Consider the following 26,320-nt stretch of genomic DNA (forward strand, 5'->3'; position numbering starts at 1 on the left):
ATAAGTAGAGCTTGGAATTTATTAAAAAAAAACAGAGGAGATAAGCTAGTTCAGGGGCAGCATAACAGCATCGATAAAAAAATGATAATTATTTTGAATCGATGCTGTTCCATTAGCTTAATATCGTTCTTATTAGGTAAAGCGTTTTATATATGCAAGTAGTTCACTATCGTTTTTTACTAAAAAAGTAAACATAGTTATTCTAGTACGTTACGTAATCTACAATTTCAAGGCCATATCCAATCATACCAACTCGCTTAGTTTGTTGCGTATTAGATACTAAGCGTAATTTTGTGATGTGTAAATCGTGCAAAATTTGTGCGCCAATTCCAAAATCTTTTACATCCATTGTAACTCGGGGCGCTTTCATTTTACCATTACTCTGACTATCTTTTAAAGTTCGAAGTCTGTTTAAAAGATTTAACGATTGTGATTGCTGGTTTATAAAAATGATGGCACCTTTGCCTTCTTCGTTTATAACCGTGAACATTTTATCTAATTTTTTATCGGCATCATTGGTTAAGGTACCGAGAATATCATTGTTCACTAAAGTTGAATTAATTCTTGTTAAAACAGCGTCATTTTGCCCCCAAGTCCCTTTGGTTAAAGCAATGTGTATTTGATCGTTAGTAGTTTGTTTATAAGCGCGTAATCGAAAATCTCCAAATCGAGTTTGTATGTTAAAATCCTCCTTTTTTTCAATTAGAGAATCATGTTCCATTCTGTAAGCAACTAAATCTTCAATAGAAACTATTTTTAAGTCAAACTTTTTAGCGACGTCTTTAAGTTGGGGTAAACGTGCCATTGTTCCGTCTTCGTTCATAATTTCCACAATTACACCTGCAGGATTCAAACCGGCCAATCTCGCAAAGTCAATAGCTGCCTCTGTGTGTCCTGTTCTTCGAAGAACACCACCATTTTTTGCTTTTAAAGGAAATATATGGCCAGGTCTTGCAAGGTCAAAAGGTTTGGTATTTGCATCTACCAGTGCAGCGATAGTTTTTGCTCTATCCGATGCTGAAATACCAGTGGTAACGCCATTGCCCTTTAAGTCAACAGACACAGTAAATGCTGTTTCCATAGGATCTGTATTATTGCTAACCATCATTTCTAAACCTAACTCTTTACACCTATTTTCCGTTAAAGGCGTGCAAATTAGTCCCCTTCCGTGTAACGCCATAAAGTTAATTAGCTCCGGTGTGATTTTTTCCGCTGCAGCAACAAAGTCCCCTTCATTTTCACGATCCTCATCATCTACTACAATAATTACCTTTCCATTTTTTATGTCCTCAATTGCCTCCTCAATGGAGTTTAACTGAAATTTTTCTACCGTTTTTTCTGTCATTTTATGTGGTTTTCTCTTTTTTGGAAAAGATTCTGTTAAAAAATATTTTTATTCGATTAATGGCATCACCAATGGTGAAAAGCCTTTGTCTTTGGTTGCACGTACAGTTAATATTACAGCCAAAGGTAACATCAAAACAACCGCTAGCCAAGACCCTATGAAAGCAGTTAATGTACTTTCCTCTGCCATATTTCTTCCAAAGGTATTGGTAAAAAAATAAAGAACATATACCCCTATTGCAAGAATCATGGGCAATCCCATTCCACCTTTACGAATTATGGATCCTAATGGAGCACCAATAAAAAATAGCAATAAACACGAAAGGGAAAAAGCAACACGATTGTAGTATTCGATATCATGTAAATTTAGGTACTTACGCTTGTTTTTTAGGTTGTTTTTATAGGCACTATTACTATTTAATGCCCTGTCTATTTTGGATTTTGCAGAAATTATAATTTCATTTTTTTATCCAGATCAAAATTTGTCAATATATCCTGCGATAAATTAGGATTTTTTAACGAATCAGGATAGGCATGAAGGGTATTTGTTTCTATGGTTAAAAATAAACTTTTAGCCCTATTGGCAATAAAACTATCGTAATTACTTTTAATCGACGGAATGGTATCTTTCAATTGTCCTAAACTTAACATATTGAAATTTCTTGAATACTTTATAGTATCTAAATCTCCACCATCTAAGGAGGAAATATCAATGTTTATTTGGTATTCGTCAAAAAATGCATGTGAAGCAGGCATTTTATTTCGATCCTTAAAAGAGCGACCTGCCTTTTTGTGGTGTTCAAAATAATATCCATCCTTTAAGATCAATGTCATATATCTGCTACCTTCTTCAGATATAATTTCTCCTTTTTCAGCAGTTAGAATTTTATTGTTTCCTTTACGCGAAGACAAATCATAGATGAGTACTTTTTTGAGTAAGTTTTTATTTTCGCCGTATTTTTCGTCAAACTTAATTTGATAATTGGGTAACTCGGTATTAAAACTTCCCGGAACTAATGCCAATGCAGGCTGTTTTTTTTTAATATTAGCTCGTAAATTTAATTGTTTTAATACGGCGTATGGATATACATTATTTAAAAACAAAAAATTTATCAAACTGAAAATTAATACTAAAAAAACAAGTGGTCTAACTATTCGGGGTAATGAAATTCCCGCAGATTTGGTTGCTGCAAATTCATAGTTTTCCGACAAACTTCCTAACGTCATTATCGAAGACAAAAGCACTCCGATTGGTAGTGCTTGCGGTGTTGCCATTAAAGTAGAATACCAAAGAAATTTAAGGATAATCCCAATGCCAATTCCCTTTCCTGCAAAATCGTCAAAGGCTAACCATAACATTTGCATTATTAAAACAAATAAAATGATTAAGAATGTTGCAAAAAAGGAATTAAAAAGCTTTTTAATATGTACTTGTCTAATTTTTTCACCGATACAAAGGTAGTGGGTTAAAGTTACAATTACTATAAAATTATTGTTAATAGTCTAGCAATGTATCACTATTCCCTAATCGATATAATAACCTTTGTTTTTATATTTTTCTTTGTTCAGTTTAAAAAAATCGTCCGAAACCGAAGGACTCCCATTAAATTTTGTAATCGTGAAAGTTGTCTCTGCGCCATTTGTTCCAATTTGTACAAGTTTGTAGATATGATTACTCTTTGCATCTATACCCAACTTTACTTTAATAACTTCTGAATTACTGTCAATTGGCGTTAAATCTACATATTGTATTCTTCTACCATTTTGATTGGTTAGTTTTCCCATGGTATAATTATAGCCCTCGTTATAGAATGTTAGTAATTTTGAGGGATAAATAAAGCCATCCTCTTCTTCCATATCTCCATTTGAAATGGTGATTTCTTTTTCGTCATGGTTAATTACTGCTAGATTTTTACCATCAAACAGAAAATTATTTCCCAAGTAATCTAAATTATATTTTTCACCAGATATGGTAATTGTTCCTTTTATAGGAGCTTCATCTGTTATTCCTGCTTCTTTATTTTCTAAAACAGAAGTAAACCCAATAAACATATTTGTATAGCTACCCATCTTTTGAGATACTTTATCCAATAGCTGTTTTGCTTCTTTGGCGCTATCTTGAGCTATCCCGGAAAAGCCGATAAATAAAGCGATACTAAATAAAACTATTTTTTTCATACGATGTTTGTTTTCTAAATTTTGAATACTTCTATTGTTTATTTTCATTTTCTATTAATTGATCGAGTGCTATCAAATCTGGAATTAACACCTGCCTTGCTTTACTTCCCTCAAAAGCACCAACTATTCCTGCTGCTTCAAGTTGGTCAATAAGTCTACCTGCTCTATTGTATCCCAATTTTAACTTTCGCTGTAGTAGCGATGCTGATCCTTGTTGTGCGGTGACGATTATTTCTGCTGCCTCTTTAAAAAGTTTATCGCGATCTGCAATGTCTATATCAATATTTGTGCCACCTTCCTCACCGACGTACTCCGGAAGATTATAAGCTTCGGGATATGCCCTTTGCGAGCCAATAAAATCAGTGATTTTTTCGACTTCTGGGGTATCTACGAACGCACATTGAATCCGAGTTACTTCACTTCCGCCAGAATATAGTAAATCCCCTCTACCAATCAATTGATCTGCTCCTGGTGCATCCAAAATAGTTCTACTATCTATTTTTGAAGTTACCCTAAAAGCAATTCTAGATGGAAAGTTAGCCTTTATAATACCCGTAATAACATTAACAGAAGGGCGCTGGGTAGCAACAATTAAGTGAATACCAATAGCTCGTGCAAGTTGTGCTAATCTCGCTATGGGAGTTTCTACTTCTTTTCCTGCAGTCATTATAAGATCTGCAAATTCATCAATAACCAATACAATATACGGTAAGAATTCATGTCCGTGCTCTGGATTGAGTTTTCGTGCTTTGAATTTAGTATTGTATTCTTTAATATTACGAACGAGAGCTTTTTTTAACAAGTCATATCGAGTGTCCATTAAAATACACAATGAATTTAAAGTGTTTACAACCTTAGTAGTATCGGTAATAATGGCCTCCTCTTCGTCGGGCAGTTTTGCTAGGTAATGTCTTTCTATTTTGTTAAATAACGTTAATTCTACTTTTTTAGGATCTACCAAAACAAATTTAACTTCTGCTGGATGTTTCTTGTATAGTAAAGAAGTCAAAATAGCATTTAAACCAACTGATTTTCCTTGTCCGGTTGCACCTGCCATTAGTAAATGAGGCATTTTTGCCAAATCAACGACAAAGGTTTCGTTTGCTATTGTCTTTCCTAATGCAATAGGTAATTCCATTGGAGATTCTTGAAATTTCTTCGAAGAAATTACAGAGTGCATCGATACCAAGGTTGCTTTTTTATTTGGAACTTCAATTCCAATAGTTCCTTTTCCGGGGATTGGAGCTATTATTCTAATGCCTAAAGCAGCCAAAGAGAGTGCAATATCATCCTCTAAGTTTTTTATCTTGGAAATACGAACTCCTGCCTCTGGAACTATCTCATATAGGGTTATTGTGGGACCTACGGTAGCTTTAATTTGTGCAATACCAATTTTATAGTTTTTTAAGGTCTCTACAATTTGATTTTTGTTTGCCTCTAACTCTGTTGGATCTACAGAAATACTCTCATTGTATTCTTTCAGCAGGTTAAAGGTTGGGAATTTAAAATTTCCGAGCTCTAATTTTGGGTCAAATTCACCAAAATCTTTTACGAGTTGATCCGACAGGTTCTCTGTAACACTCTTTTCTTCCGCTATTTTTTCAATAGCAACTTCCACCTCTTTTTTGGAATCCTCTGCTATTTTTAGTGTTGGCTCTAATGCTTTATCGACCTGTAAAGGAATTTCTCTTTCCTCTTTTTTAACAGCAGAAACGTCTGAATGTTTTGTAATTGTAGGTTGTAAATTCTCGATGGAAAGTTCAAAATCAGATTTATTCGAAACAGGAATTTCGTTACTATCAATTTCTTTTTCGATGGAAGAGTTTGTTGCTTCTACGACAACGTTTGTTTGCTCTGCCACAAGGTTGGTATCTGTTGAACTCTCTTTTTTCTTCTTTTCTATAGATGCTGCAATGGCTTTAGGGTCAACGCTAAACTTGATAATTATAAACGATATAAGAAAAAATATTAAGACTATAGATAAGCCAGTTTTTCCTATGAACGTCTGTAAATATTGGTTTATTTCAAATCCTATTACACCAGATAAAACAGCTCCTTTACTAGCAACAAAACCCAATGTAATAGAAATCCATAACATGGCGAGTATTCCCCAATTCCATAACGAAACTATTTTTTTACTATTTGATTGCAGTATGATTCTTACACCTGTGAAAAAAAAGATAAAAATTAAGGTGAAAGCACCTAAACCAAACCCTTCAAATATTAACAAATTACTCAAGGTGGCACCTACTTTTCCGAGTAAATTTTTTGCGAGTAAATTTTTATCGCCGAATTGTTGCAAAATACTTTGGTCTTCCTGCCAACTGTAGAAAAAAGAAATAAAAGCAACTAATAAAAAAAGGAAAATAGTATTAAAAAAGAACCAAATATGGTTTGATTTTGTCTGTTGGTAACAAACAACTTTACTTTTGATATGAAAGAGGTAGTATCCTTTTTTTTCTTTACAGTAGATTTCTTTTTTGCCATAGAAATAAATTATCGAGTAATTAAACGCTAAATAAAGTAATAATTTTTGGAATATAGATAATGCCAGCCATAAGTAATGATATTAGCGCTGCAATTGCAGGAGCTCCTGCGGCTATATCTTTTATAGCACCAATTTTTTCATGGTATTCCGGATGTATAAAATCTGCTATTTTTTCTATTGCTGTATTAATAGCTTCCGCAACCAGTACGAGTCCTATCACGAGAAATTGAAGCATCCACTCTGTATTTGAAATAGAAAACAAAAACCCCATAATTGTGGCGAACAAAGCAAAGCCAAGCTGTGCTTTTATACTATCTTCCGATTTTACCAGAGTATGTATGCCCTTAATCGCATATTTTACTCCTTTAACACGTCCTTTAATAAACCCATCGTTATGGCTTTTCATAAGTATTTATAGTGCTTTTAAGGCTGCGTCGTAATTTGGTTCATTCGCAATTTCTTGCACTTGTTCTGTGTATGAAATATTACCATTCGGATCGATGACAACAACACACCTTGAATGCAAAGCATCAAAAATTCCCTCTGTAATTTCTAGGCCATAACTCTTTCCGAAGGCGCCTGTTTTATAGTCGCTCAACATCACTACATTTTCAATTCCCTCTGCACCGCAGAATCGCGTTTGTGCAAACGGTAAGTCTCTTGAAATACACAAAACGATTACGTTTGGTAACGCCGAGGCCTTTTCATTAAATTTTCGTACCGAGGTAGAGCAAGTACCTGTTTCAATGCTGGGAAAAATATTTAAAATTAATGTACTACCAGTATAATCGTGAAGAGATTTTTCTGTTAGATCTTTTGCCACCAAATTAAAATCTGGGGCTTTTGTTCCTTTTAAAGGTAATTCACCTGAGGTACATGTTTTATTTCCGTCTAGAGTTACTGATGCCATGTTGTAGATAATTTAATTTCAAAGGTACTTAATTATTTTAAAAAATGCAGACATATTAAATTTAATAGCCTCTAAAATAAAGTATCTTTGCAGCGATAATTATATCGCAAATTACATTGAATATACAACAATATACCAAAGAATTTAAATACAATTGGAAACTAGCTGCACCTGTAATGTTAGGTATGCTAGGGCATACCTTTGTAAGTTTTGTAGACAATATTATGGTAGGCCAATTAGGAACTGCCGAGTTAGCTGCAGTTTCACTTGGGAATAGTTTTATGTTCATAGCAATGTCCTTAGGAATTGGATTCTCTACAGCTATCACACCTTTAATAGCAGAGGCTGATGCAGCAGATAATTTCAAGCAAGCCAAATCCACTTTCAAAAACGGTTTATTTTTGTGTTTCGCAATTGGTGTATTGATGTTTCTTGGCGTATTCTTCGCAAAACCATTATTATACCTTTTACAGCAACCTGAGGAGGTTGTTTTACTCGCTTTACCGTATTTAGACTTAGTAGCATTTTCGCTAATTCCAATGATTGTTTTTCAGGCATTTAAGCAATTCAGTGATGGTATGTCTATGACAAAATATCCAATGTATGCAACAATTTTGGCAAACCTAACAAATGTGATTTTAAATTATGTTTTAATTTTTGGTAAATTTGGATTTCCTGCCCTTGGTATTGTCGGTGCTGCCTACGGAACACTTATTTCAAGATTTGTTATGATAGCCTTTTTATGGTGGATGTTAAGAAAGCAGAAACGTTCGCAACCATTAGTGACCAACATTAAGATTTTACAATTAGACATCGTTAAAATTAAAAAAATTATTAGTCTAGGGGCTCCTAGTGCGCTGCAAATGTTTTTTGAAGTAGCAATTTTTACTGCCGCAGTTTGGCTAAGTGGTTTATTGGGAAAAAATCCACAAGCAGCAAATCAAATTGCACTTAATTTAGCTTCTATGACGTTTATGGTAGCCATGGGACTTGGTGTCACAGCCATGATTCGGGTAGGGAATCAAAAAGGATTACAAAATTACCTAGAATTGCGAAGAATAGCTTTTTCTATTTTTTTAATGGGAACTATTTTGGCAGTTATATTTTGTGTGTTTTTCTTTACTTTTAATGAATATTTACCTCATTTATACATAGACATACACGACCCTAAAAATGCAAAAGATAATGCGATTGTATTAGAGATAGCTGCCAAGTTATTGTTTGCTGCGGCCATATTTCAAATAAGTGATAGTATTCAGGTTATGGTTTTAGGAGCATTAAGAGGTTTACAGGATGTTAAGATACCTACGCTAATAACTTTCATATCGTATTGGGTAATTGGTTTTCCGGTGAGTTATTATTTTGGGAAACAAGAAATGTTTGGTAGTTTTGGAATATGGCTTGGATTACTTGCTGGCCTTACTAGTGCATCCATTCTATTATACATGAGATTTAATTATTTAACTTTAAAATTAATACATAAAAAACACAATGAACTTGCCTAAATTTCTATTAGCGGACAATAGTAATCACCCGGAGGACATTTTTGTTCTCCATACAGAGTACCCGAGATTTTTAATTAACTTAAAAGACGATTCTATTGAGTGGTTTGAGGATTTGTCTGGAGAAAACGAACAAGATTTAGCAAACGAATTAGAGGGGCTTATTGCTTTAGCAAGTTCTTTTTATGATTCGGAAATAGCAACCTACGAATAGTATATTGAAATTAGATTTCAATTTCTTCCTCATCTGCAGACTTCACGTAATTTTTTGCTTGTTCTCGCCATTTATCTCGTTGAATTCGACCTGGGAAGAATTGAATTAAATCTGTTACAATTTCAATATCCTCATCATTGAGTTGGGTTAGTTGGTAAAAGGTGAAAATACCGATACTGTTAAGTTTGGTCTCCACAAAGCTACCGATACCGTTTATTTGCGTGAGGTCATTTTTACCCTCTTCCGTAGCTGTTCCAATTCGTTCAAAGTTTAATTGTTTTGGCTTTTTAATTTCGACACCACCACGTTCTATTGTTTTTCTAGCGCGGATTGAAAATTGCATATCATTTTTTAATTCTTGAATTGCATCTGCACTTTTTTCCAGTTTGGATTGGTATCTTTTTTTATAATAGTACCAAGAGGAGAGGTAGCCAATTAAAAAGGAACCAAACATCCAAAGAAATAATTCTAAAAGATGATTGTATGTCGGTGATGGTACTATATTCATTTTAAAAAAGGGGAAATTTTTAACGTTCTATTTTTGTTCTTTTATTGTGAGAATTTTAAATGCGATATTTGTTTTTTGTGGTTGTTTTATTTCTTTATACTCGTAAATAATTCTCGTACTGTCTATGCCTTGATTCGTTAAAAGTTTTGCAACAGTTTTAGCTCTAACTAATGCTTCTTCCTTATTGTTATCGGTGATAGTTTCTCCAATTACCAACAAATTTTTAGAAGGATTTTCTTTTAAATAATCGCGAGCTTCAGCAGCATAAAATTTTAGTGCTTGCGGAATTGATTTAGGCTTTACGTCCGTAACAAAGAAATTTTTATTGGCAGTGTCTTCATTGACAATTTTAAACTTTTCTTCTGCAATGGTGTTATGTGTTATAAAAATTCCATCTGCATAATATCCCTCATTATCGTAAGAATATTCCTTTTCAATAGCCTTACAATTTATTTTAAGCGGATTAACTCCGTATTGTACTAATTTACTTTTTAAATTAATAGCTCTTTCCATTCCAAAGTTATTAGAATTAGCTAATTTTTCCGATGGAAGATAGTATGCATTTATAGTAATTTCCTCTGTCGTGTTGTTAGTCAAATAGTTAAATATGCTATCTTTAATATAGTTGAATTTTTTAAGAAGTATTACTCTTGTATGATCTGCATTGGTAATGAACTTTTTGTTAAAAGGAAAAGCTACTGGTTGTGTATTTATGTTCTTTACGGTTGTGTTTTTTACTGCTAAAATTGTATCAATAGCTTTGTTAATCGTATCTTTTTCTAGCAAGTTTGTACTATCTGTTTTAAGAGATGCAGGTATCGTTAAAGCATTAGATATTGTATCTATTTTTACTGTAGGAATTATAAAGTCATCCTTCTTGATTTGTATATAAAAGGCTAATGCTACCCAACATAAAAAAAATAGGAAAGACTTCAAGAAACTTTTCATGTGCTATGAAATGATGATATACAACGTAAATAATTGTTTAAATTTATTAAATTATTTCGTAATTTCAAATTATAAATGCTCCCAAAATTGTTTTAAATGGAAATACAAATTTAACAGCGGACAAAGTTATACGCGATACGTATGGTAGGTATTAAAAACCCCAATATAGCGATGCTATATTGGGGTTTTATATTGATTACAGTGCAACTATTTTATGAGTGCATAACTTCGCTTAATGAAGTTGGTTAACTCTTCTCCGTGAAGAAGGTTTTGCGATAATTTTGCCAAATCGAAAGCTTGTGAAATCAACTCTTTTTGTTTGTCTTCAGAGGCATTGAGAATGTCTGCTACTATTTGATGATTTGTATTCACTACTAAATTGTACATTTCTGGTAAATTACCCATACCCATCATACCGCCACCTGTAGCGCTCATTTCTTTCATACGACGCATAAACTCCGGAACAGTAATTAGAAAAGGGGAAGCATCAGAATCCATAGCTTCTAATTGTACCGTATAGGTTTCTTTAGGAATTGCACCTTCGATAACCGGTTTTAATTTTTCTTGTTCCTCTTCTGATAATTTTGAAATAGTGGTTTCTTCTTTCTTAATTAAATTATCAATATGATCCGCATCCACACGTGTAAACTGAATTTTTTGATCGCCACCAGAGGTTTCCAATTTCTGCATTAAATGAGAAACGATAGGAGAATCTAATAAAAGTACTTGGTAACCTTTATTTTTTGCAGCTTCTATATAACTGTGTTGTGCGTCTTTATTCGATGCGTACAGAATGACATGTGTTCCGTCTTTGTCTATTTGCGTATCTTTTGTATTCGCTAGTAATTCTTCAAAAGTAAAATAGTCTTCAGAAACTGTCGGATAAAGCGCAAACTTTTTAGCTTTGTCAAAAAACTTATCTTCCGATAACATTCCGTACTCAATAATTACCTTAATATCGTTCCATTTTTGTTCAAAATCTTCACGATTGTTCTTGAATAAAGAACTTAATTTATCCGCTACTTTCTTTGTAATATACCCCGATATTTTCTTTACCGCTCCATCTGCTTGTAAATAAGAACGTGAAACATTTAACGGAATATCTGGAGAATCAATAACACCTTTAAGCATCTGTAAAAAATCCGGAACTATACCCTCTACATTATCGGTTACAAAAACTTGGTTTTGGTACAATTGAATTTTATCCTTCTGCATGTCTAGGTTCTGACTAAGCTTTGGGAAAAATAAAATACCTGTTAGATTGAAAGGATAATCAACGTTTAAGTGAATGTGAAACAAAGATTCTTCAAACTGCATCGGATATAATTCACGATAAAAGTTGTTGTAATCTTCTGCTTCTAGTTCTGCAGGTTTTTTAGTCCATGCAGGGTTTGTATTATTGATGATGTCATCCACCTCAATTTGTTTATGAGGCTCTGTAGTTTCTTTACCGTCTTTATCTGTGGTTGTTTGCGGTGTAAAATCAGGATCGTTAACTTTTTTAGTTCCAAATTTTATAGGCACCTGGTTAAAACGATTGTATTTAGTAAGCAGTCCTCTAATTTTACTTTCTTCTAAAAATTCTGTAGAATCCTCGGCAATATGAAGTATAATTTCGGTCCCTCTATCTGTTTTTGCGTGTTCGTCTAAAGTGTACTCAGGAGAACCATCACAAATCCAGTGTGCAGCAGGCGCTTCTTTAAAAGATTTTGTAATTATCTCCACCTTGTCAGCAACCATGAAAGCAGAGTAAAATCCAAGACCAAAATGTCCTATAACACCGGTTTCATTTTTATCGTCTTTGTATTTCTCTAAAAATTCTTCTGCTCCAGAGAAGGCAATTTGATTGATGTATTTTTCGACTTCGTCTGAGGTCATTCCTAAACCTTGATCTTTAATAGTTAAGGTTTTATTCTCTTTATCAATTTTAATTTCTATTTGCGGATTACCAAGGTCTACTTTAGCTTCTCCAATCGAGATTAGATGTTTTAATTTAGTAGTTGCGTCAGTTCCATTTGAAATTAGTTCTCTTAAAAAAATTTCGTGATCCGAATACAAGAATTTTTTAATCAGTGGAAAAATATTTTCTACCGACACATTAATATTTCCTTTACTCATAATTTATATCTTTTGTTAACGTAAAATTTATAATTACATTCTTTACAAAAAAAATACCAAATAATTTTTTCTGTCAAGTTGGCATACATACTTTTTAAGTTCTTTATTTAATTTAAAAATTGTTACTTTTGAAAGTTCAAATTTGCATACAACTAAAAAAAACAACATATAAACTTATGTATAGTTCAAAAATTACAGGCTTAGGTTATTTTGTGCCTGATAACGTGGTTACCAATGACGATTTATCGCAATGGATGGATACTAATGACGAATGGATTCAGGAGAGAACAGGAATAAAAGAACGTCGTTGGATAGATCCAAAAACAGGAGAAACCACATCCACAATGGCAGTAAAAGCCTCTAAAATAGCAATTGAAAGAGCCGGTTTAACGAAAGACGATATTGATTTTATCATTTTTGCCACGCTAAGTCCGGACATGTATTTTCCGGGTGGTGGTGTTCGTGTTCAAGATATGTTAGACATGCCCACGATTGGTGCTTTAGATGTCCGTAATCAGTGTTCTGGATTTATATACAGTTTATCGGTAGCAGATCAATTTATAAAAACAGGGATGTATAAAAATATTCTCGTTATCGGTGCAGAAAATCATTCAGGAGGGCTCGAAAAATCTACAAGAGGTAGAGGTGTAACGGTTATTTTTGGAGATGGTGCTGGTGCTGCTGTGCTATCGCGAACTGAAGAAAAAGGAAAAGGAATACTTTCCTCACATTTGCACTCCGAAGGAAAACATGCCAAAGAACTCGCCCTAGAAGGACCTGCTACACAGCGTTGGGTTCCTGAAATTATTGCAGAGAATGATCCTAATGACGTTTCTTATTTTCCGTACATGAATGGACAATTTGTCTTTAAACATGCGGTGGTACGTTTTTCGGAAGCTATCGTGGAAGGATTACAAGCTAATAATTTGCAAAAAGAAGACATTGATATGTTAATTCCGCATCAAGCTAACTTGAGAATTGCGCAATTCATTCAGAAAAAATTTGGTCTACCAGATGAAAACGTTTACAATAATATTCAACGTTATGGTAATACCACTGCTGCTTCTGTAATCATTGCTTTAACAGAGGCATGGGAAAAAGGAAAAATAAACGATGGAGACCTAGTAGTTCTTGCAGCTTTTGGAAGTGGTTTTACGTGGGGTTCTGTAGTACTGCGATGGTAGTAGCATGACTTTGCTTAAACAATAGTAAATAAAAAACCGAAGTACTTAACTTCGGTTTTTTGTGTTACAGTGTTATTTAAAACCTCCTATACTTTTGTAAGTGCTATTTTGTTTTAAATAAATCCGCCACCGCCTTGTTTTTCATTAGTATCCCTTTGTCTTCTTGCTTTGCTCTGTTTTTTCCACCGCCAAATCTGTAGCTAAATCCTAAATAGGTTGTTCGACTCTCCCAATTGAATTGACCATTTTGTACAAATGGATTAGATGAATCAAATTTAAACTTCATGGTTTTGAAGATATCGTTTACTCTAAATGTGATATTTCCCTTTCCCTTTAAAACACTATAATCAGCTCCAATATTAACCATTGCCATTGGATCTATTTTCCATTGTATATCTTGATTTTCTCCACGGTACATAGCAAATAACTGTAGTTTTAGTTTTTCGGATACGGTAAAACTATTACTAATACGCGCGTTAAAAACTTCATTTTGTACTTCTAATCTCTCCGCATCAGGATTGTTAAGATCGGTTACTCCAAATTGCTTTTGTGCATAAAAATCGGTACTTGCGTTTGCTCTCCACCATTTTGCAATTCTATAACTTGCAGATAATTCTAGACCATAAGCATTGGTATCATCAAAATTTTGAAATGTTAATATCTGTCCGTCAGGATTTGTTGGATCTTGGTAGGTTACTCGTGAAATGACATCTTTGATATTTCTGTAAAATCCTCCAAATGTTATCGATCCTCCCTTTACTTTTCGCGTGTAATTTAATTCAATAGAGTTTGTAAATTGCGGGTCTAAAAACTCATTTCCAACGGAAGTTATTAAAGGAGTACTCCATTCTCTTATAGGATTTACTTGCTGGATATTTGGACGATCCACTCGTTTGCTATACGAAAGTTGGAATTGATTCTTTTCCGAAGGAGTGTAGGTAAAAAAGGCAGAGGGATAAATAGTGAAAATTTCGTCCTCAACGTCTTCACTCGGTTTACTAACCTCATTAAAATTACCTTCTACATTAAATTGCTCTATACGCGCTCCAATTTGCATCGCTATCTTTTCAAATTGATGACCGTAATTGACATACCCTGAGTATATCTTTCTATTATAGGTAAATGAAGAATTATTGGAAAACTCTTGGTTGGTTATATTGGTATTTTCTGTGTTGTCCTCACGATATTCTAGTCCTAACTCTAATTTCCCTTTTTTACTTATAGGTTTTGTGTAATCGATATTAAACAAAACATTATTTCTTTCATTAGAAATATCATTAAAGTAATTCAAATTTCCATTATCTGGTTGTATAAAATCCTGATTGAGTAAGTATTGCGGAGTTTTATTAATCGAGAAAGTAGATTCAAATTCTATATTATGTCCTTTTTCGAACTCATGCGTGTAATTTACATTATACGTTTGATTTTTACTATCTAAATTTTGCACATTTGGAGCATTACTAACTATGGTACCAGAAACATCTGTTATTTTGGCTGTTCCGTTTACTGTATTGTCCGACCAATTTTGCGTAGTGTAAAAAGAAAATGTGTTTTTGTCATCTATGTAACGTCTGCACCTAATTTTAATAAATGAGATTCTCGATTATCGGTGAATATAAAATCTTGCATATTAACACCTGGTCGAATTACATGTCCGTAATTATAATTGTCACCTCCGTTATACCCATAATTTCCAAAAAAGTTTACTTTCCCGGTTTTATAATTCATGTTAGTGGAAGCATTGTATCGAACGTAATGTCCTGCTTCAATACCAGTATTAACAGAACCGTTAAAGCCCATATTAGCATTTTTATTTAAAATTATATTTATAATACCGCTCATACCTTCGGGATTGTATTTTGCCGAAGGATTCGTGATTAATTCTATACTTTTAATAGATGCAGATGGGAGTTGTTTTAGCAGTTGAGATGCCGGCATGTTCGATGGTTTTCCATCTATTAAACTCTCACGTTTTCATTTCCACGCAAACTAATATTTCCTGTTTGACTATCTACACTTACAGATTGCACATTGTTCAATAATTCAGACGCAGTTGCACCAGCTGCAGTTAAATCTTTTCCAACATTAATTACTTTTCTATCGATTTTTTGGGTTACAGTTGAAGTTTCTGCTCTAATTTCCACTTCATCTAAAGTTGTGGCGTCCTCTTGCAGTGCGATCGTTCCAAGATTTATTTTTCTATTATCTTTTTGAATTGAGATCGGTTTTTTTACTGTTTTATAGCCAATAAACTGTACCTCGACAATACTATTTCCCTCTGGTAAATTCTTGATATTAAAAATTCCATTATCGTTAGTAATCGCTCCTGTGATTATTTCATTAGCCGCATCTTTAACTACAATATTTACATAAGGCAGGGATTCATTGGTTACTTTATCAATCACTTTTCCTGAAACACTTCCTGGTTTTGAAAGTCGTTTTTTGGGCATTTGTGCCTGTAGGTAAAGACAAGAAAAAGTTAAAATTAGTAGTAGTAAGTTTTTCATTTCTTTTGTTTATTTTTTTATATTCTTTTTGTAAGACTACTCTTATTGTATCTTTGTTACTATATCTTTTCGCTTTTAACAATTACTTAACAAATGCCTAAAAAGACAACGCTAGTACTTGGAGCATCAGCCAACGAAACACGATATTCGAATCGTGCTATTAAAATGTTAGTAAAGAATAGTATAGATACTTTTGCTATTGGGAGAAGTGATGGGATTGTTGCGGGAATTCCAATTTTTTCAGAAAAGAAGGAATTTAAAAACTTAGATACCATAACCCTATATTTAAGTCCTAACAATCAAAAAGACTATTACGAATACATACAAAACTTAAATCCTAAGCGTGTAATTTTTAACCCCGGAACAGAAAATGAAGTTTTTGCATCACTTTTAGAAAAGAAAGGTATTAAGACTGAAAATGCGTGTACTTTAGTTTTATTAAGTACAAAACAATATTAGGTAGCTACTTCGATAGGATATTTATCTATTGAGTATTTTCTTCCAACTTTTGCTAATTCTACATTCTCAAATTGTGTTTTTGCTTCCTCTCTAAATTTATCTAAATCGGTATATCTGCTTGAATAATGTCCTATAATTAGCTTTCCTACAGTGGCTTGTTTCGCGATTAATGCAGCTTGTTCTGCAGTTGCGTGTTTTGTCTTTTCACATAAATCTTCACGATCTTTTAGAAAAGTTGCCTCATGATATAACAAATCTACATTTTTAATTATAGGAATAATATCTGGTTTGTAACAGGTATCACTGCAAAAGGCATAACTTTTTGGCTTTTCGGGATCTGTTGTTAACAAGCTATTCGAGATAGTTTCTCCAGAAGAAAGCACAAAGTCTTTTCCAGACTTTATATTTTGGTAATCACAAGTTTGTATCTCTTCAATTTTTTGAATAGCCTCCATTGCGAGTTTTCTTTGTTTTGGTTTTTCAACAAATAAAAATCCGTTTGTATACACACGATGCTCTAGAGGTATAGTGTACACTGAAACTTTATCATCTTCAAAAATTAACTCACTTTCATCCGAGGTAAGTTCATGAAATACAATGGTATATTTTGTCCATGATTTCGCAATTTTTAATTGTAGTACGGTTACTTCTTTGAGTCCTTTTGGTCCGTAGATATGTAGGTCTTTCTCTCTATTTAAGATGCCAAAGGTAGATAACAAACCAACAAGTCCAAAAAAATGGTCTCCGTGCAAATGCGATATAAAAATATGATTTATTTTAGAAAATCCCACTTTGTATTTGCGCATTTGACGCTGTGTACCTTCTCCACAATCGATTAAAAAAGATCGATTATTAATTTCTAAATATTGAGATGTTGGATATGCGTTTACTCTTGGAGTCGCCGAATGACAACCTAAAATGGTAAGGTTTAAACTCATTATTTTATTACGAATCTTTTAGAAATTACCTGATTATTTGAGGTTATGGCGTAAAGATACATACCTGATTTTAAGTTATTTTTGTATAAATAAAAAGTATTTGTTCCTGAAATTGCTTCGATTTTTTTGTGAATAATGGTTCTACCTAAAACATTTCTAACCGTAAAATATACCGGTTGATTGGTGCTAGAATCAAAGTAAATTTTAGTGCTTTCCGTAAAAGGATTTGGTGACATTCCGAGATTATCGATATTTTTTCTTGCGAAAAAATAGCGAAAGAAACGGAAAAGAGTGTAAGTAATAGTAATTTTTTAATCATAATAATTCATTAGGGGTGATGAATAATGCTATGGTTATAGAAAACCTAAATCTCTTTGAATATCTTCCATCTCAATAATGTCTAACGCTTCTAACTCGGTAGGGACGATATTAAAATCTTCTGGAAAATTATCAATATTTGCCTCATCTGAAACTACTACAAAAGATTTGCCATTTTTGTTTTGTAACTCAGAATAAATCAAAAATAATAAAATATTTTCATCAGAAAAATTGTTTTTCGACGAAATGTTTATGATTAAATGGTTTTTATTGATAGAGGTATAGTGTTTTTGGAATTCCTTTAAGAATAATTCAAAATTAGTTTCCTCAGTATTGACAAGCGTATAATTTTTGTGTTTTACAATATGCATTCCTATCTCTTTATCTGTTGTGCTAGTAAGTAGATTACTGCCATTCTCACGGCAACACCATTTTCAACTTGGTCTAAAATAATAGACTGCTCACTATCCGCTACATCACTCGTTAACTCTACGCCTCTGTTAATAGGTCCTGGATGCATAATGATAATTTTCTTCCCTAAATTATCTAAAAGCTCTTTGTGTATGCCAAAAAGTTGGGTGTATTCTCTAGTCGATGGAAAGTATTTAATTGCCATTCGTTCGTGTTGTACACGCAAAACATTAGCAACATCACACCATTCTAGAGCTTTTTTTAAGTTAGTTTCCACTCCAACTCCCAAACTAGATATGTATCGTGGAATTAAAGTCGAAGGGCCACAGACTTTAACTTCTGCTCCTTGTAATTGAAGTGCGAAAATATTAGATAGCGCCACTCTAGAGTGTAACACATCTCCAACAATGGCAATTTTCTTTCCTTTGAGGGAACTATTTAACGCTTCACGCATAGAAAAACTATCTAATAATGCTTGTGTAGGGTGTTCGTGGGTGCCATCACCTGCGTTGATAATTTTTGCATCTACATGTCTCGATAAAAAAATACCTGCACCTACGTTAGAATGTCGCATTACTACAATATCCACTTTCATAGATAAAATGTTATTAACAGTGTCTATTAAGGTTTCTCCTTTTTTTACTGACGACTGGCCTGCAGAAAAATTAATGACATCTGCCGATAGGCGTTTCTCTGCTAGTTCAAAAGAAAGTTTCGTTCGAGTGCTATTTTCAAAAAATAAATTAGCAATGGTAATATCCCGAAGCGATGGGACTTTTTTAATCGGTCTATTAATAACTTCTTTAAAGTGCGATGCAGTTTCAAAAATAAGATCTAAATCATCTTTATTAAGATATTTAATTCCTAGTAAATGTTCCACACTTAGCTGCTTCATTTTAATTCCTTTTAGATATTATTTATTTGGTGGTTTCTTTCTGTTCTAAGTATACGATATCTGTTTCATGGGTCTCTTTCCAATGCACAACAACTTTTTCTTTATTGATTGCATCGACTTGTCTTCCCCTGTAATTCGGTTGAATCGGGAGGTGTCTGCTGAATCTTCTATCAATCAAAACTAATAATTCAATACTATCGGGTCTTCCATACGATTGCATAGCAGTTAAGGCAGAACGCACACTTCTTCCAGAATATAAAACATCATCAATTATGACAACTTTTTTTCCTTCTATGAGAAAATTAATTTCTGTACTTGTAGCTTCTAAAGGTGCTTCTCTTCTTCTAAAATCATCACGATAGAACGTAATGTCTAATAGGCCCAATTGTAAATCTTTAATTTTATAGTCATTCCGCAGCAATTTTTCTAGTCTATGCGCTAAATAGGAACCTCTAGGTTGCAAACCAATTAAAACGGTATTGGAAAAATCGTTGTGATTTTCGATAAGCTGACAAGCCAATCGATGCAGAATGATTTCAATTTCCTTTTCGGTAAGTAGTGTTTTTCTGCTCATTGTTGCTATCAAGTTTGTTTGATAGGTTCAGTATTCAAAATTAGCACAAAAAAACACGTCCTCAAAATTAAAGTTGAATAAACCTACAGATGCCAAATTATATCTATATTTGCGCCTTTTAGAAATTATTAAGTAAGTATGACTGAGTTTATTAGAAAAAAAGTAGGAAATGTTAGAAACGATGTGTTATCCGGCATAACGGTAGCGCTAGCATTAGTTCCTGAGGCCGTGGCTTTTGCATTTGTAGCTGGTGTAGATCCTTTAGTAGGACTTTATGCTGCTTTTATGATTGGTTTAATTACTTCTATTTTTGGTGGAAGACCAGGGATGATTTCCGGGGCTACCGGTGCCTTAGCAGTTGTTATGGTAAACCTTGTCAGTGAAGGGAATGCAATGGGAGACCCTGGAGAAAATTTAGGGTTGTACTATTTATTTCTCACCGTCATGCTTATGGGCTGCATTCAAATGCTTGCTGGTGTTTTAAAGTTAGGAAAGTTTGTTCGTTTGATCCCACATCCAGTAATGATGGGATTCGTAAACGGATTAGCTATCGTGATTTTTCTTGCACAATTAAAAATGTTTCCCTCTATTGCACCAGAAGGGATAACACTTATCGGGCAACCAGGGGAATGGTTTTCTGCATTGTTTAGTAATACCGATTTTTGGATAATGCTTTCGCTAGTGGGAGTAACCATGCTGATGATGTGGGGACTACCGAAAATTAAAGCTACCAAGAAACTTCCAGAAGCCTTAATTGCTATTTTGGTAGTATCTGCCATTGTCATTTTTTCTGGTACCGATGTTGCTACTGTTGGGTCTTTTATTCGAGACGGGGGAGGAGAAGGTCTTAAAGGAAGTTTGCCAACTCCTGTGTTAGAAACCTTTTCTAAAATCCCACTAAATTTAGAAACCTTTGTTTTTATTTTTCCTTATGCATTAATTTTAGCTGCTATAGGTTTAATAGAATCTTTAATGACCTTAAACCTAATCGATGATTTAACGGAAACTAGAGGAAACTCGAACCGAGAATGTTTAGCACAAGGTGGTGCTAATATCATTACAGGTTTGTTTGGTGGAATGGGTGGTTGCGCCATGATCGGACAATCTATTATCAATATTAAAGGTGGTGGTAGAGGAAGATTGTCTGGTATTACAGCTGCTGTTTTTTTATTACTGTTTATTTTGTTTGCATCGTCTTTAATTGAGCAAGTGCCAATTGGTGCTTTAGTAGGTGTTATGTTTATGGTCGTAATTGGAACATTTGCTTGGTCTAGTTTTAGGATTGCGAATAAGATTCCGCGAACCGATTTATTTGTTTTAATTTTGGTATCTTCTTTAACCGTTATTTTTGATTTGGCAATTGCTGTTATTGCAGGAGTTATTGTGAGTGCTTTGGTCTTCTCATGGGAAAATGCCAAAAGAATTAGGGCGCGAAAAAGAAGGAAAGAAGATGGAACAAAGGTGTACGAGATTTGGGGGCCTTTATTCTTTGGAAGTATTAGTACTTTTAACGAAAAATTTGATATAAAGAACGATCCAGAAAGAGTAGAAATAGATTTTGTGGAATCACGAGTTTCTGACCATTCTGCGATAGAAGCTATTTTTACTATAGTAGAAAAATACCAAGCAGTTGGAAAAAAGGTTACCCTAAAACATCTAAGTGCGGATTGTAAATTGTTATTGTACAAAGCAAGTCCTATTTTCACTACCGTAATTGAGGAAACCGTAAACGACCCAAGGTACCATTTAGCTGCTAATCCGGAAGAATTTCCAAATGCACTATCTGAATATAAATTTTAATAAAAATCCCGCACAAGCGGGATTTTTATATTTTACTTTTGGAGTGGACTAATTATTTTAACATCGTTAAAAGCAATGGCTCCTCTAACCACGCTATCGATAGTGCTTTTTAGCGCCTCGACAAGCTGCATTTTTAGTTGTGATTTATGGTAAATTAAACTAACCTCTCTCGCAGGTGGTGGTGTTTCAAATTCTCGCAGGTGTTTTTTATCATCTAAATTTAAGTCTAAGGTATTTAGGTATGGTAGTAATGTCATGCCAAGACCGTCTTTCGATAATTTTATCAGGGTATCGAAACTGCCGCTTTCCAACTGAAAATGTATGTTTTTGTTACTTTTAGTAGTCCTGCAGAGATTTAGTACACTATCCTTAAAGCAATGACCGTCTTCTAATAATAAGATGTCATTTACATCGAGTTCTTCAATACTTATTTTACTTTTGGAAAATAATGGATGCTCTTCAGGAATAAGTCCTACAAAAGGTTCATAGTATAAAACTCGTTCTTTGATAGCTTCATTTTCTAATGGAGTTGCAGCAATTGCCGCATCAATATGCCCATCCATAAGTTTTCGCACAATTTCTTCGGTAGTTAGTTCTTCGATTACCAAATGTACCTTTGGATAATTTTTATTAAATGTTTTTAGAAACATTGGCAACAAGGTAGGCATTACAGTTGGAATAATTCCTAATTTAAATTCCCCACCAACATATCCTTTTTGTTGGTGTACAATATCAATAATGCGATTACTTTCATCAACAATTACCTTCGCTTGCTTTACAATTCGTTTACCTACCTCAGTTAGTTCAATAGGTTTTTTGGATCTATTGAATATTTTTGCATCTAATTCTTCTTCCAACTTCTGAATTTGCATGCTTAATGTAGGTTGTGTAACGAATGAGTGTTCGGCAGCAACGGTAAAGTTTTTATATTCTGCGACTGCAGGGTATATTTTAATTGTGTAATGGTCATTTTTTAATAATAATTTTCGATAAAGATATTAAAACAATCAATTATACTTATAATAAATTTGGTTAAATTTGGTATAATTTTGACTGGTAGAAATGAAAAAACTAAAAATTTATATATCATGAAAAGTACAATTTTTGGATTAGACCAAAGCCAAACAGAAACTTTAGTAAATAAATTGAATGTTTTGTTGGCAAACTTTCAAGTGTATTACCAAAATGTTAGAGGATTGCACTGGAATATTAAAGGGAAAAACTTCTTTGAATTACATGTTAAGTTCGAGGAATTATACACCGATGCTCAAGAAAAGATAGACCAAGTAGCCGAACGTATTCTTACCCTTCACGGGAGTCCGTTGCATACGTTTAACGATTATGTGAAATTAGCTTCCGTTCCTGTAGGTAAGAATGTTTCTAATGATGTTGAAGCTGTTACACTTGTAGTGGAATCTTTGTCGGAATTATTAGTTTTAGAGCGAGAGATTTTAAACCTCTCTGATGTGGCTAATGACGAGGGAACTAATTCGATGATGAGTGATTTTATATCCGAACAAGAAAAAGTAGTTTGGATGATGAATTCTTGGTTAGGATAACCAAATACACTAGCAAATTCAAAAGACAACTTTTTAAGTTGTCTTTTTTGTTTTTTATAGAATTTTATTAGTTCTTTACCTCTAAATCGATGTTGTCTGTCCTTTTTTTTCTACCATACGGTGAATAAATTTAGTAGTACGGAGCAGCTATAGTATTTTCAGGTTTTATATAGTATTCAAAATAGATATTTATGCGGGTTCAGTTTTTGTTTTATGGAATTATGTGTTTACTTTTTATGCATTGTGTTTCAAAGGAAGAAACAAAAGAATACGAAGAAACTTCTTTCTTGCAAAACTCCTTATTTGAAAATATTTCACCAGAGCAAAGTGGGTTAGTTTTTCAAAATAACGTGAAAGAAAATTTATATTTTAATTTTTTGAATTACTCTTATATCTATAATGGTGGGGGAGTAGCCATTGGTGATGTAAACAATGATGGATTAGAAGATGTGTATTTAAGTTCAAACCAAGGAACTAATAAATTATTTATTAATAAAGGAGAACTTAAATTTGAAGACATTACAACAGTTGCTGCTGTTTCTGATATCGATGGATGGACCACCGGAGTATCCATGATAGATATAAACGCAGACGGTTGGTTGGATATTTACGTATGTAAATCAGGCTCTTTAAACAACGATGTAGAGCGAGCCAATAAATTATATATCAATCAAAAAGATGGAACTTTTAAAGAACAAGCATCCATTTATGGATTAGCATCCAAAGCTTTTTCTACACAGGCGTATTTCTTAGACTATGATTTGGATGGAGATTTGGATGTATATTTGGTTAACCACCGAGCCGATTTTCGAAATAATGTTGTTATAGATACAAAACTGCAAAATTCTTTTTCAGCGATAACTACGGATCAACTTTTTGAAAATATAGATGGTAAATTTATTGAGGTAACCAAAGAAGCTGGTGTTTTGAATAAAGCTTGGGGCTTAAGTGCCTCTATAGGTGATTTTAATGACGATGGATGGCCTGATATTTATGTTGCCAACGATTTTTTAGAAGGAGATTTTATGTATGTAAATAACCAAGACGGTACTTTTAGTAACACCATATTAGAAACTTTTCAACATATTACGGCCAATAGTATGGGTTCTGATTTTGCAGATATCAACAATGATTTAAAACCAGATTTGGTTACCGTAGATATGGTCGCTGCAGATCATGTTAGAAGTAAGGAGAACATGAAGTCAATGAGTACGGAGAATTTCAATAAAGTGGTAGAAGCCGGATACCACCATCAATACATGTCTAACACTTTACAGTTGAATTTAGGGAATGGTGTATACAGTGAGATAGGACAGTTGTCTAATATTGCTAAAACCGATTGGAGTTGGGCGCCCTTGTTAGCAGATTTTGACAACGACGGCTATAAAGACTTAATTGTGACAAATGGAATATTACACGATCTATCGAATCAAGATTTTCGTAATCAAATGAAAAGAAATATTGTTAATAGACAAAAAGTTACCTTGGAGCAAGCCATTCAAATGATGCCATCTGTAAAAGTTCAAAACGAACTTTTTAAAAATAACGGAGGAGTTACTTTTACAAAAATTAATAAAGACTGGGGACTCCGTGAAAATATTAATTCTAACGGTATTGCCTATGCTGATTTGGATAAAGATGGTGATTTGGACTTGGTAATAAACAATCAAATGGATAATGTTAGCTTGTACCAAAATAACCAAACTAATAATTATCTCACAATAGCTTTAAAAGGTACAAATACCAATCCTAATGCTATCGGAGCTTCGGTTTATGTATACACCAACGGTATGATGCAATCTGTTTCACAATATCCGAGTAGAGGTTTTCAATCGTCTGTTTCCTCCAACCTTCATTTTGGTTTGAAGAATAATAGTATAGTAGACAGTATAACCGTACGATGGCCTACAAGAAAAGTAAGTAAGCTCAGAAATGTGACAGTAAATCAAATTTTAAATATTTCTATAGAGGATGCCAATACAGAAGAATCAGTAGAAAGCACTGCATCTAAACAATTATTAAATGCAACTGCTTTTGGTGTGCGTTATCGCCACAAAGAGACTTTATTTGACGATTATAACCTACAGCTGTTATTACCACAAAAACAAAGTGAAAAAGGAGCTGCATTATCAGTTGCTGACGTAAACAAAGATGGTCTAGATGACTTTTTTGTTGGTAATGCTAAAGGTGCAGCTGGTAAATTATACCTACAACAAAAAAATGGCACCTTTTTAGAGACCAGTGAAGCAGTATTTCGTAACGATAAGGATTATGAAGATAGTACATCTATATTTTTCGATTTTGATAATGATGGTGACCAAGATTTATACGTAGCTAGTGGAAGTTATGAAGATGTGGTTAATAGCGATTATTTAATGGATAGATTGTATGTAAATGATGGAAAGGGTAATTTCACTAAAGCAAATACCTTAAATGCTACTAAATCAGTATCTTCTGTAGTAAAAGCAAGTGATTTTGATGCGGATGGTGATCTAGATCTTTTTATCGGAGGAGGCGTAATTCCTGGTAGATATCCTTTATCTTATCCCTCAAAATTATGGAGAAATAACGATGGTGTTTTTGAAGATGCAACCAAAAATTATGCAGAAGATTTTGAGCAACTACGAATGGTGAATGACGCAATATTTACCGATTTTAACGGAGATGGTACCAAAGATTTGATCGTGGTTGGAGAGTGGATGCCAGTTGGTATGTTTGCAAATATTAACGGTAAATTTGAAAGTGTAAATACAGAGATGCTCTCTGAGTTTTCGGGTTGGTTTTTTACGGTAAAGGCTACGGATATCAATAAGGATGGATTGGAAGATTATGTCTTAGGAAATATTGGAGCAAATAATAAATTTAAGCCAAGCCAGAAGAAGCCATTGCACATATATGCTAGTGATTTTGATAAAAATAGTAATTTCGATGTTGTTTTAAGTAAAACCTCTAAACAGGGGGTCTTATTACCAGTGAGAGGGAAAGAGTGTTCTTCTGAACAAATTCCTATGCTAAATCAAAAGTTTACTTCTTATTCAGGCTTTGCTAATGCAACTCTTAAAGACATATATGGTGCCAGTGGTTTGAGTAGTGCAACACATTTTGAAGCGAGTACTTTTCATTCCTTGGTATTGCTGAACAATAGTGAGGGAGGTTATACCATTCAACCTTTACCTGATGAAGCGCAATTTGGCCCGACGACACATATTGAAGAAATAGATTTTGACAATGATGGTACTCCAGAGCTTTTAGGTGTTGGAACTTTATACGAGGCAGAGGTAGAAACCGTGCGTTACGATGCAAATAAAGGATATCTAATGCACAAAACAGATAACTTTCCAACAATACCCTTAAATATTTTTAATGGATTGGAAGTTCGTGCTATGGAGAAAATTTCAATCGGCAATAAGAAGTATCTGTTAGTTTTTTCAAAAAACAATATGCTTAAACTATTGGAAGTATAAT

General features: G+C 33.6%; 25 protein-coding genes and 1 pseudogene. 7 read left to right on the forward strand and 19 right to left on the reverse strand.

Annotated elements, in window-relative coordinates:
• Positions 1–202: 202 nt before the first annotated feature.
• The 7 genes from ribB to tpx all read right to left on the reverse strand — a co-directional run bounded on the left by ribB (position 203) and on the right by tpx (position 6,920).
• The gene (gene ribB, locus BSU00_RS02665) at positions 203–1,345 is read right to left on the reverse strand and encodes a 3,4-dihydroxy-2-butanone-4-phosphate synthase (protein ID WP_105003001.1); all 1,143 of its coding nucleotides are present in this window, start codon (positions 1,343–1,345) and stop codon (positions 203–205) included.
• 48 nt (positions 1,346–1,393) lie between these two features.
• Complete coding sequence (locus tag BSU00_RS13105; protein ID WP_369820267.1) at positions 1,394–1,801, reverse strand: LptF/LptG family permease; 408 nt, start codon at positions 1,799–1,801, stop codon at positions 1,394–1,396.
• Positions 1,795–2,709, reverse strand: a complete 915-nt coding sequence (locus tag BSU00_RS02670; protein WP_233188556.1) for an LptF/LptG family permease — start codon at positions 2,707–2,709, stop codon at positions 1,795–1,797. The genes BSU00_RS13105 and BSU00_RS02670 overlap by 7 nt, the downstream gene beginning before the upstream one ends.
• Positions 2,710–2,868: 159 nt before the next feature.
• Complete coding sequence (locus BSU00_RS02675) at positions 2,869–3,522, reverse strand: outer membrane lipoprotein carrier protein LolA (RefSeq protein ID WP_105003398.1); 654 nt, start codon at positions 3,520–3,522, stop codon at positions 2,869–2,871.
• A gap of 31 nt (positions 3,523–3,553) precedes the next feature.
• The gene (locus BSU00_RS02680) at positions 3,554–5,890 is read right to left on the reverse strand and encodes a DNA translocase FtsK 4TM domain-containing protein (protein ID WP_369820268.1); all 2,337 of its coding nucleotides are present in this window, start codon (positions 5,888–5,890) and stop codon (positions 3,554–3,556) included.
• Between the two features lie 139 nt (positions 5,891–6,029).
• Entirely contained in the window at positions 6,030–6,416 is a 387-nt protein-coding gene (locus BSU00_RS02685; protein WP_105003003.1) for a diacylglycerol kinase, read from the reverse strand.
• A gap of 6 nt (positions 6,417–6,422) precedes the next feature.
• Positions 6,423–6,920, reverse strand: a complete 498-nt coding sequence (gene tpx, locus BSU00_RS02690; RefSeq protein WP_105003004.1) for a thiol peroxidase — start codon at positions 6,918–6,920, stop codon at positions 6,423–6,425.
• A 116-nt stretch (positions 6,921–7,036) separates the two neighbouring features.
• Between tpx and BSU00_RS02695 the strand changes: the two genes are divergently transcribed.
• Both BSU00_RS02695 and BSU00_RS02700 read left to right on the forward strand, forming a co-directional pair.
• Positions 7,037–8,425: an MATE family efflux transporter gene (locus tag BSU00_RS02695; protein ID WP_105003005.1), complete on the forward strand. Its 1,389-nt coding sequence runs from the start codon at positions 7,037–7,039 to the stop codon at positions 8,423–8,425.
• Positions 8,412–8,636 carry a hypothetical protein gene (locus tag BSU00_RS02700; RefSeq protein WP_105003006.1) on the forward strand — a complete coding sequence of 75 codons (225 nt, stop codon included), beginning with the start codon at positions 8,412–8,414 and terminating at the stop codon, positions 8,634–8,636. The genes BSU00_RS02695 and BSU00_RS02700 overlap by 14 nt, the downstream gene beginning before the upstream one ends.
• 10 nt (positions 8,637–8,646) lie before the next feature.
• On the opposite strand, the gene BSU00_RS02705 is transcribed toward BSU00_RS02700, so the two are convergent.
• From BSU00_RS02705 to htpG, 3 genes are all read right to left on the reverse strand, one after another.
• The gene (locus BSU00_RS02705) at positions 8,647–9,144 is read right to left on the reverse strand and encodes a hypothetical protein (protein WP_146104777.1); all 498 of its coding nucleotides are present in this window, start codon (positions 9,142–9,144) and stop codon (positions 8,647–8,649) included.
• 27 nt (positions 9,145–9,171) lie between these two features.
• Positions 9,172–10,092, reverse strand: a complete 921-nt coding sequence (locus BSU00_RS02710; RefSeq protein ID WP_105003008.1) for an OmpA family protein — start codon at positions 10,090–10,092, stop codon at positions 9,172–9,174.
• Positions 10,093–10,299: 207 nt separating this feature from the next.
• A complete protein-coding gene (htpG, locus tag BSU00_RS02715) occupies positions 10,300–12,210 on the reverse strand; it encodes a molecular chaperone HtpG (protein ID WP_105003009.1) in 1,911 nt (636 codons plus the stop codon).
• Between the two features lie 176 nt (positions 12,211–12,386).
• On the opposite strand from htpG, the gene BSU00_RS02720 reads away from it, so the two are divergent.
• Positions 12,387–13,394, forward strand: a complete 1,008-nt coding sequence (locus tag BSU00_RS02720) for a 3-oxoacyl-ACP synthase III family protein (RefSeq protein WP_105003010.1) — start codon at positions 12,387–12,389, stop codon at positions 13,392–13,394.
• Between the two features lie 103 nt (positions 13,395–13,497).
• Here the strand turns inward: BSU00_RS02720 and BSU00_RS13110 are convergent, their stop codons facing one another.
• Genes BSU00_RS13110 through BSU00_RS13120 form a run of 3 tightly spaced genes read right to left on the reverse strand, consistent with a single transcriptional unit; the run spans position 13,498 to position 15,901 of the window.
• Positions 13,498–14,991 carry an outer membrane beta-barrel family protein gene (locus BSU00_RS13110; RefSeq protein ID WP_369820269.1) on the reverse strand — a complete coding sequence of 498 codons (1,494 nt, stop codon included), beginning with the start codon at positions 14,989–14,991 and terminating at the stop codon, positions 13,498–13,500.
• Complete coding sequence (locus BSU00_RS13115) at positions 14,955–15,332, reverse strand: hypothetical protein (protein ID WP_233188557.1); 378 nt, start codon at positions 15,330–15,332, stop codon at positions 14,955–14,957. The genes BSU00_RS13110 and BSU00_RS13115 overlap by 37 nt, the downstream gene beginning before the upstream one ends.
• A 20-nt stretch (positions 15,333–15,352) precedes the next feature.
• Positions 15,353–15,901, reverse strand: coding sequence for a carboxypeptidase-like regulatory domain-containing protein (locus BSU00_RS13120; protein ID WP_233188558.1), 549 nt, complete (start codon positions 15,899–15,901; stop codon positions 15,353–15,355).
• Between the two features lie 93 nt (positions 15,902–15,994).
• Here BSU00_RS13120 and BSU00_RS02730 point away from each other — a divergent pair, with 93 nt between their 5' ends.
• On the forward strand, positions 15,995–16,360 hold the full coding sequence (locus BSU00_RS02730; protein WP_105003011.1) for a CoA-binding protein: 366 nt from the start codon (positions 15,995–15,997) through the stop codon (positions 16,358–16,360).
• Here the strand turns inward: BSU00_RS02730 and BSU00_RS02735 are convergent.
• From BSU00_RS02735 to pyrR, 5 genes are all read right to left on the reverse strand, one after another.
• Positions 16,357–17,298 (reverse strand): ribonuclease Z, encoded by a 942-nt coding sequence (locus tag BSU00_RS02735; RefSeq protein WP_105003012.1) that lies wholly within the window; start codon positions 17,296–17,298, stop codon positions 16,357–16,359. The genes BSU00_RS02730 and BSU00_RS02735 overlap by 4 nt on opposite strands.
• The gene (locus tag BSU00_RS13850; protein WP_105003013.1) at positions 17,298–17,534 is read right to left on the reverse strand and encodes a T9SS type A sorting domain-containing protein; all 237 of its coding nucleotides are present in this window, start codon (positions 17,532–17,534) and stop codon (positions 17,298–17,300) included. The genes BSU00_RS02735 and BSU00_RS13850 overlap by 1 nt, the downstream gene beginning before the upstream one ends.
• Before the next feature lie 117 nt (positions 17,535–17,651).
• Complete coding sequence (locus BSU00_RS02745) at positions 17,652–17,987, reverse strand: ribonuclease Z (protein ID WP_105003014.1); 336 nt, start codon at positions 17,985–17,987, stop codon at positions 17,652–17,654.
• A 2-nt stretch (positions 17,988–17,989) separates the two neighbouring features.
• Positions 17,990–18,922 carry an aspartate carbamoyltransferase catalytic subunit gene (locus BSU00_RS02750; protein ID WP_105003015.1) on the reverse strand — a complete coding sequence of 311 codons (933 nt, stop codon included), beginning with the start codon at positions 18,920–18,922 and terminating at the stop codon, positions 17,990–17,992.
• Between the two features lie 22 nt (positions 18,923–18,944).
• Complete coding sequence (pyrR, locus tag BSU00_RS02755; RefSeq protein WP_105003399.1) at positions 18,945–19,496, reverse strand: bifunctional pyr operon transcriptional regulator/uracil phosphoribosyltransferase PyrR; 552 nt, start codon at positions 19,494–19,496, stop codon at positions 18,945–18,947.
• A gap of 138 nt (positions 19,497–19,634) precedes the next feature.
• On the opposite strand from pyrR, the gene BSU00_RS02760 reads away from it, so the two are divergent.
• Complete coding sequence (locus BSU00_RS02760) at positions 19,635–21,296, forward strand: SulP family inorganic anion transporter (RefSeq protein WP_105003016.1); 1,662 nt, start codon at positions 19,635–19,637, stop codon at positions 21,294–21,296.
• A gap of 32 nt (positions 21,297–21,328) precedes the next feature.
• Here the strand turns inward: BSU00_RS02760 and BSU00_RS02765 are convergent.
• A pseudogene (locus BSU00_RS02765) lies at positions 21,329–22,266 on the reverse strand (hydrogen peroxide-inducible genes activator).
• 118 nt (positions 22,267–22,384) lie between these two features.
• Here BSU00_RS02765 and BSU00_RS02770 point away from each other — a divergent pair.
• The gene (locus tag BSU00_RS02770) at positions 22,385–22,855 is read left to right on the forward strand and encodes a Dps family protein (RefSeq protein ID WP_105003400.1); all 471 of its coding nucleotides are present in this window, start codon (positions 22,385–22,387) and stop codon (positions 22,853–22,855) included.
• Positions 22,856–23,046: 191 nt separating this feature from the next.
• Positions 23,047–26,319, forward strand: coding sequence for a VCBS repeat-containing protein (locus tag BSU00_RS02775; RefSeq protein WP_105003017.1), 3,273 nt, complete (start codon positions 23,047–23,049; stop codon positions 26,317–26,319).
• Position 26,320 lies beyond the last annotated feature (1 nt).

The sequence above is a fragment of the Tenacibaculum sp. SG-28 genome (assembly GCF_002954385.1).
Classification (GTDB): domain Bacteria; phylum Bacteroidota; class Bacteroidia; order Flavobacteriales; family Flavobacteriaceae; genus Polaribacter.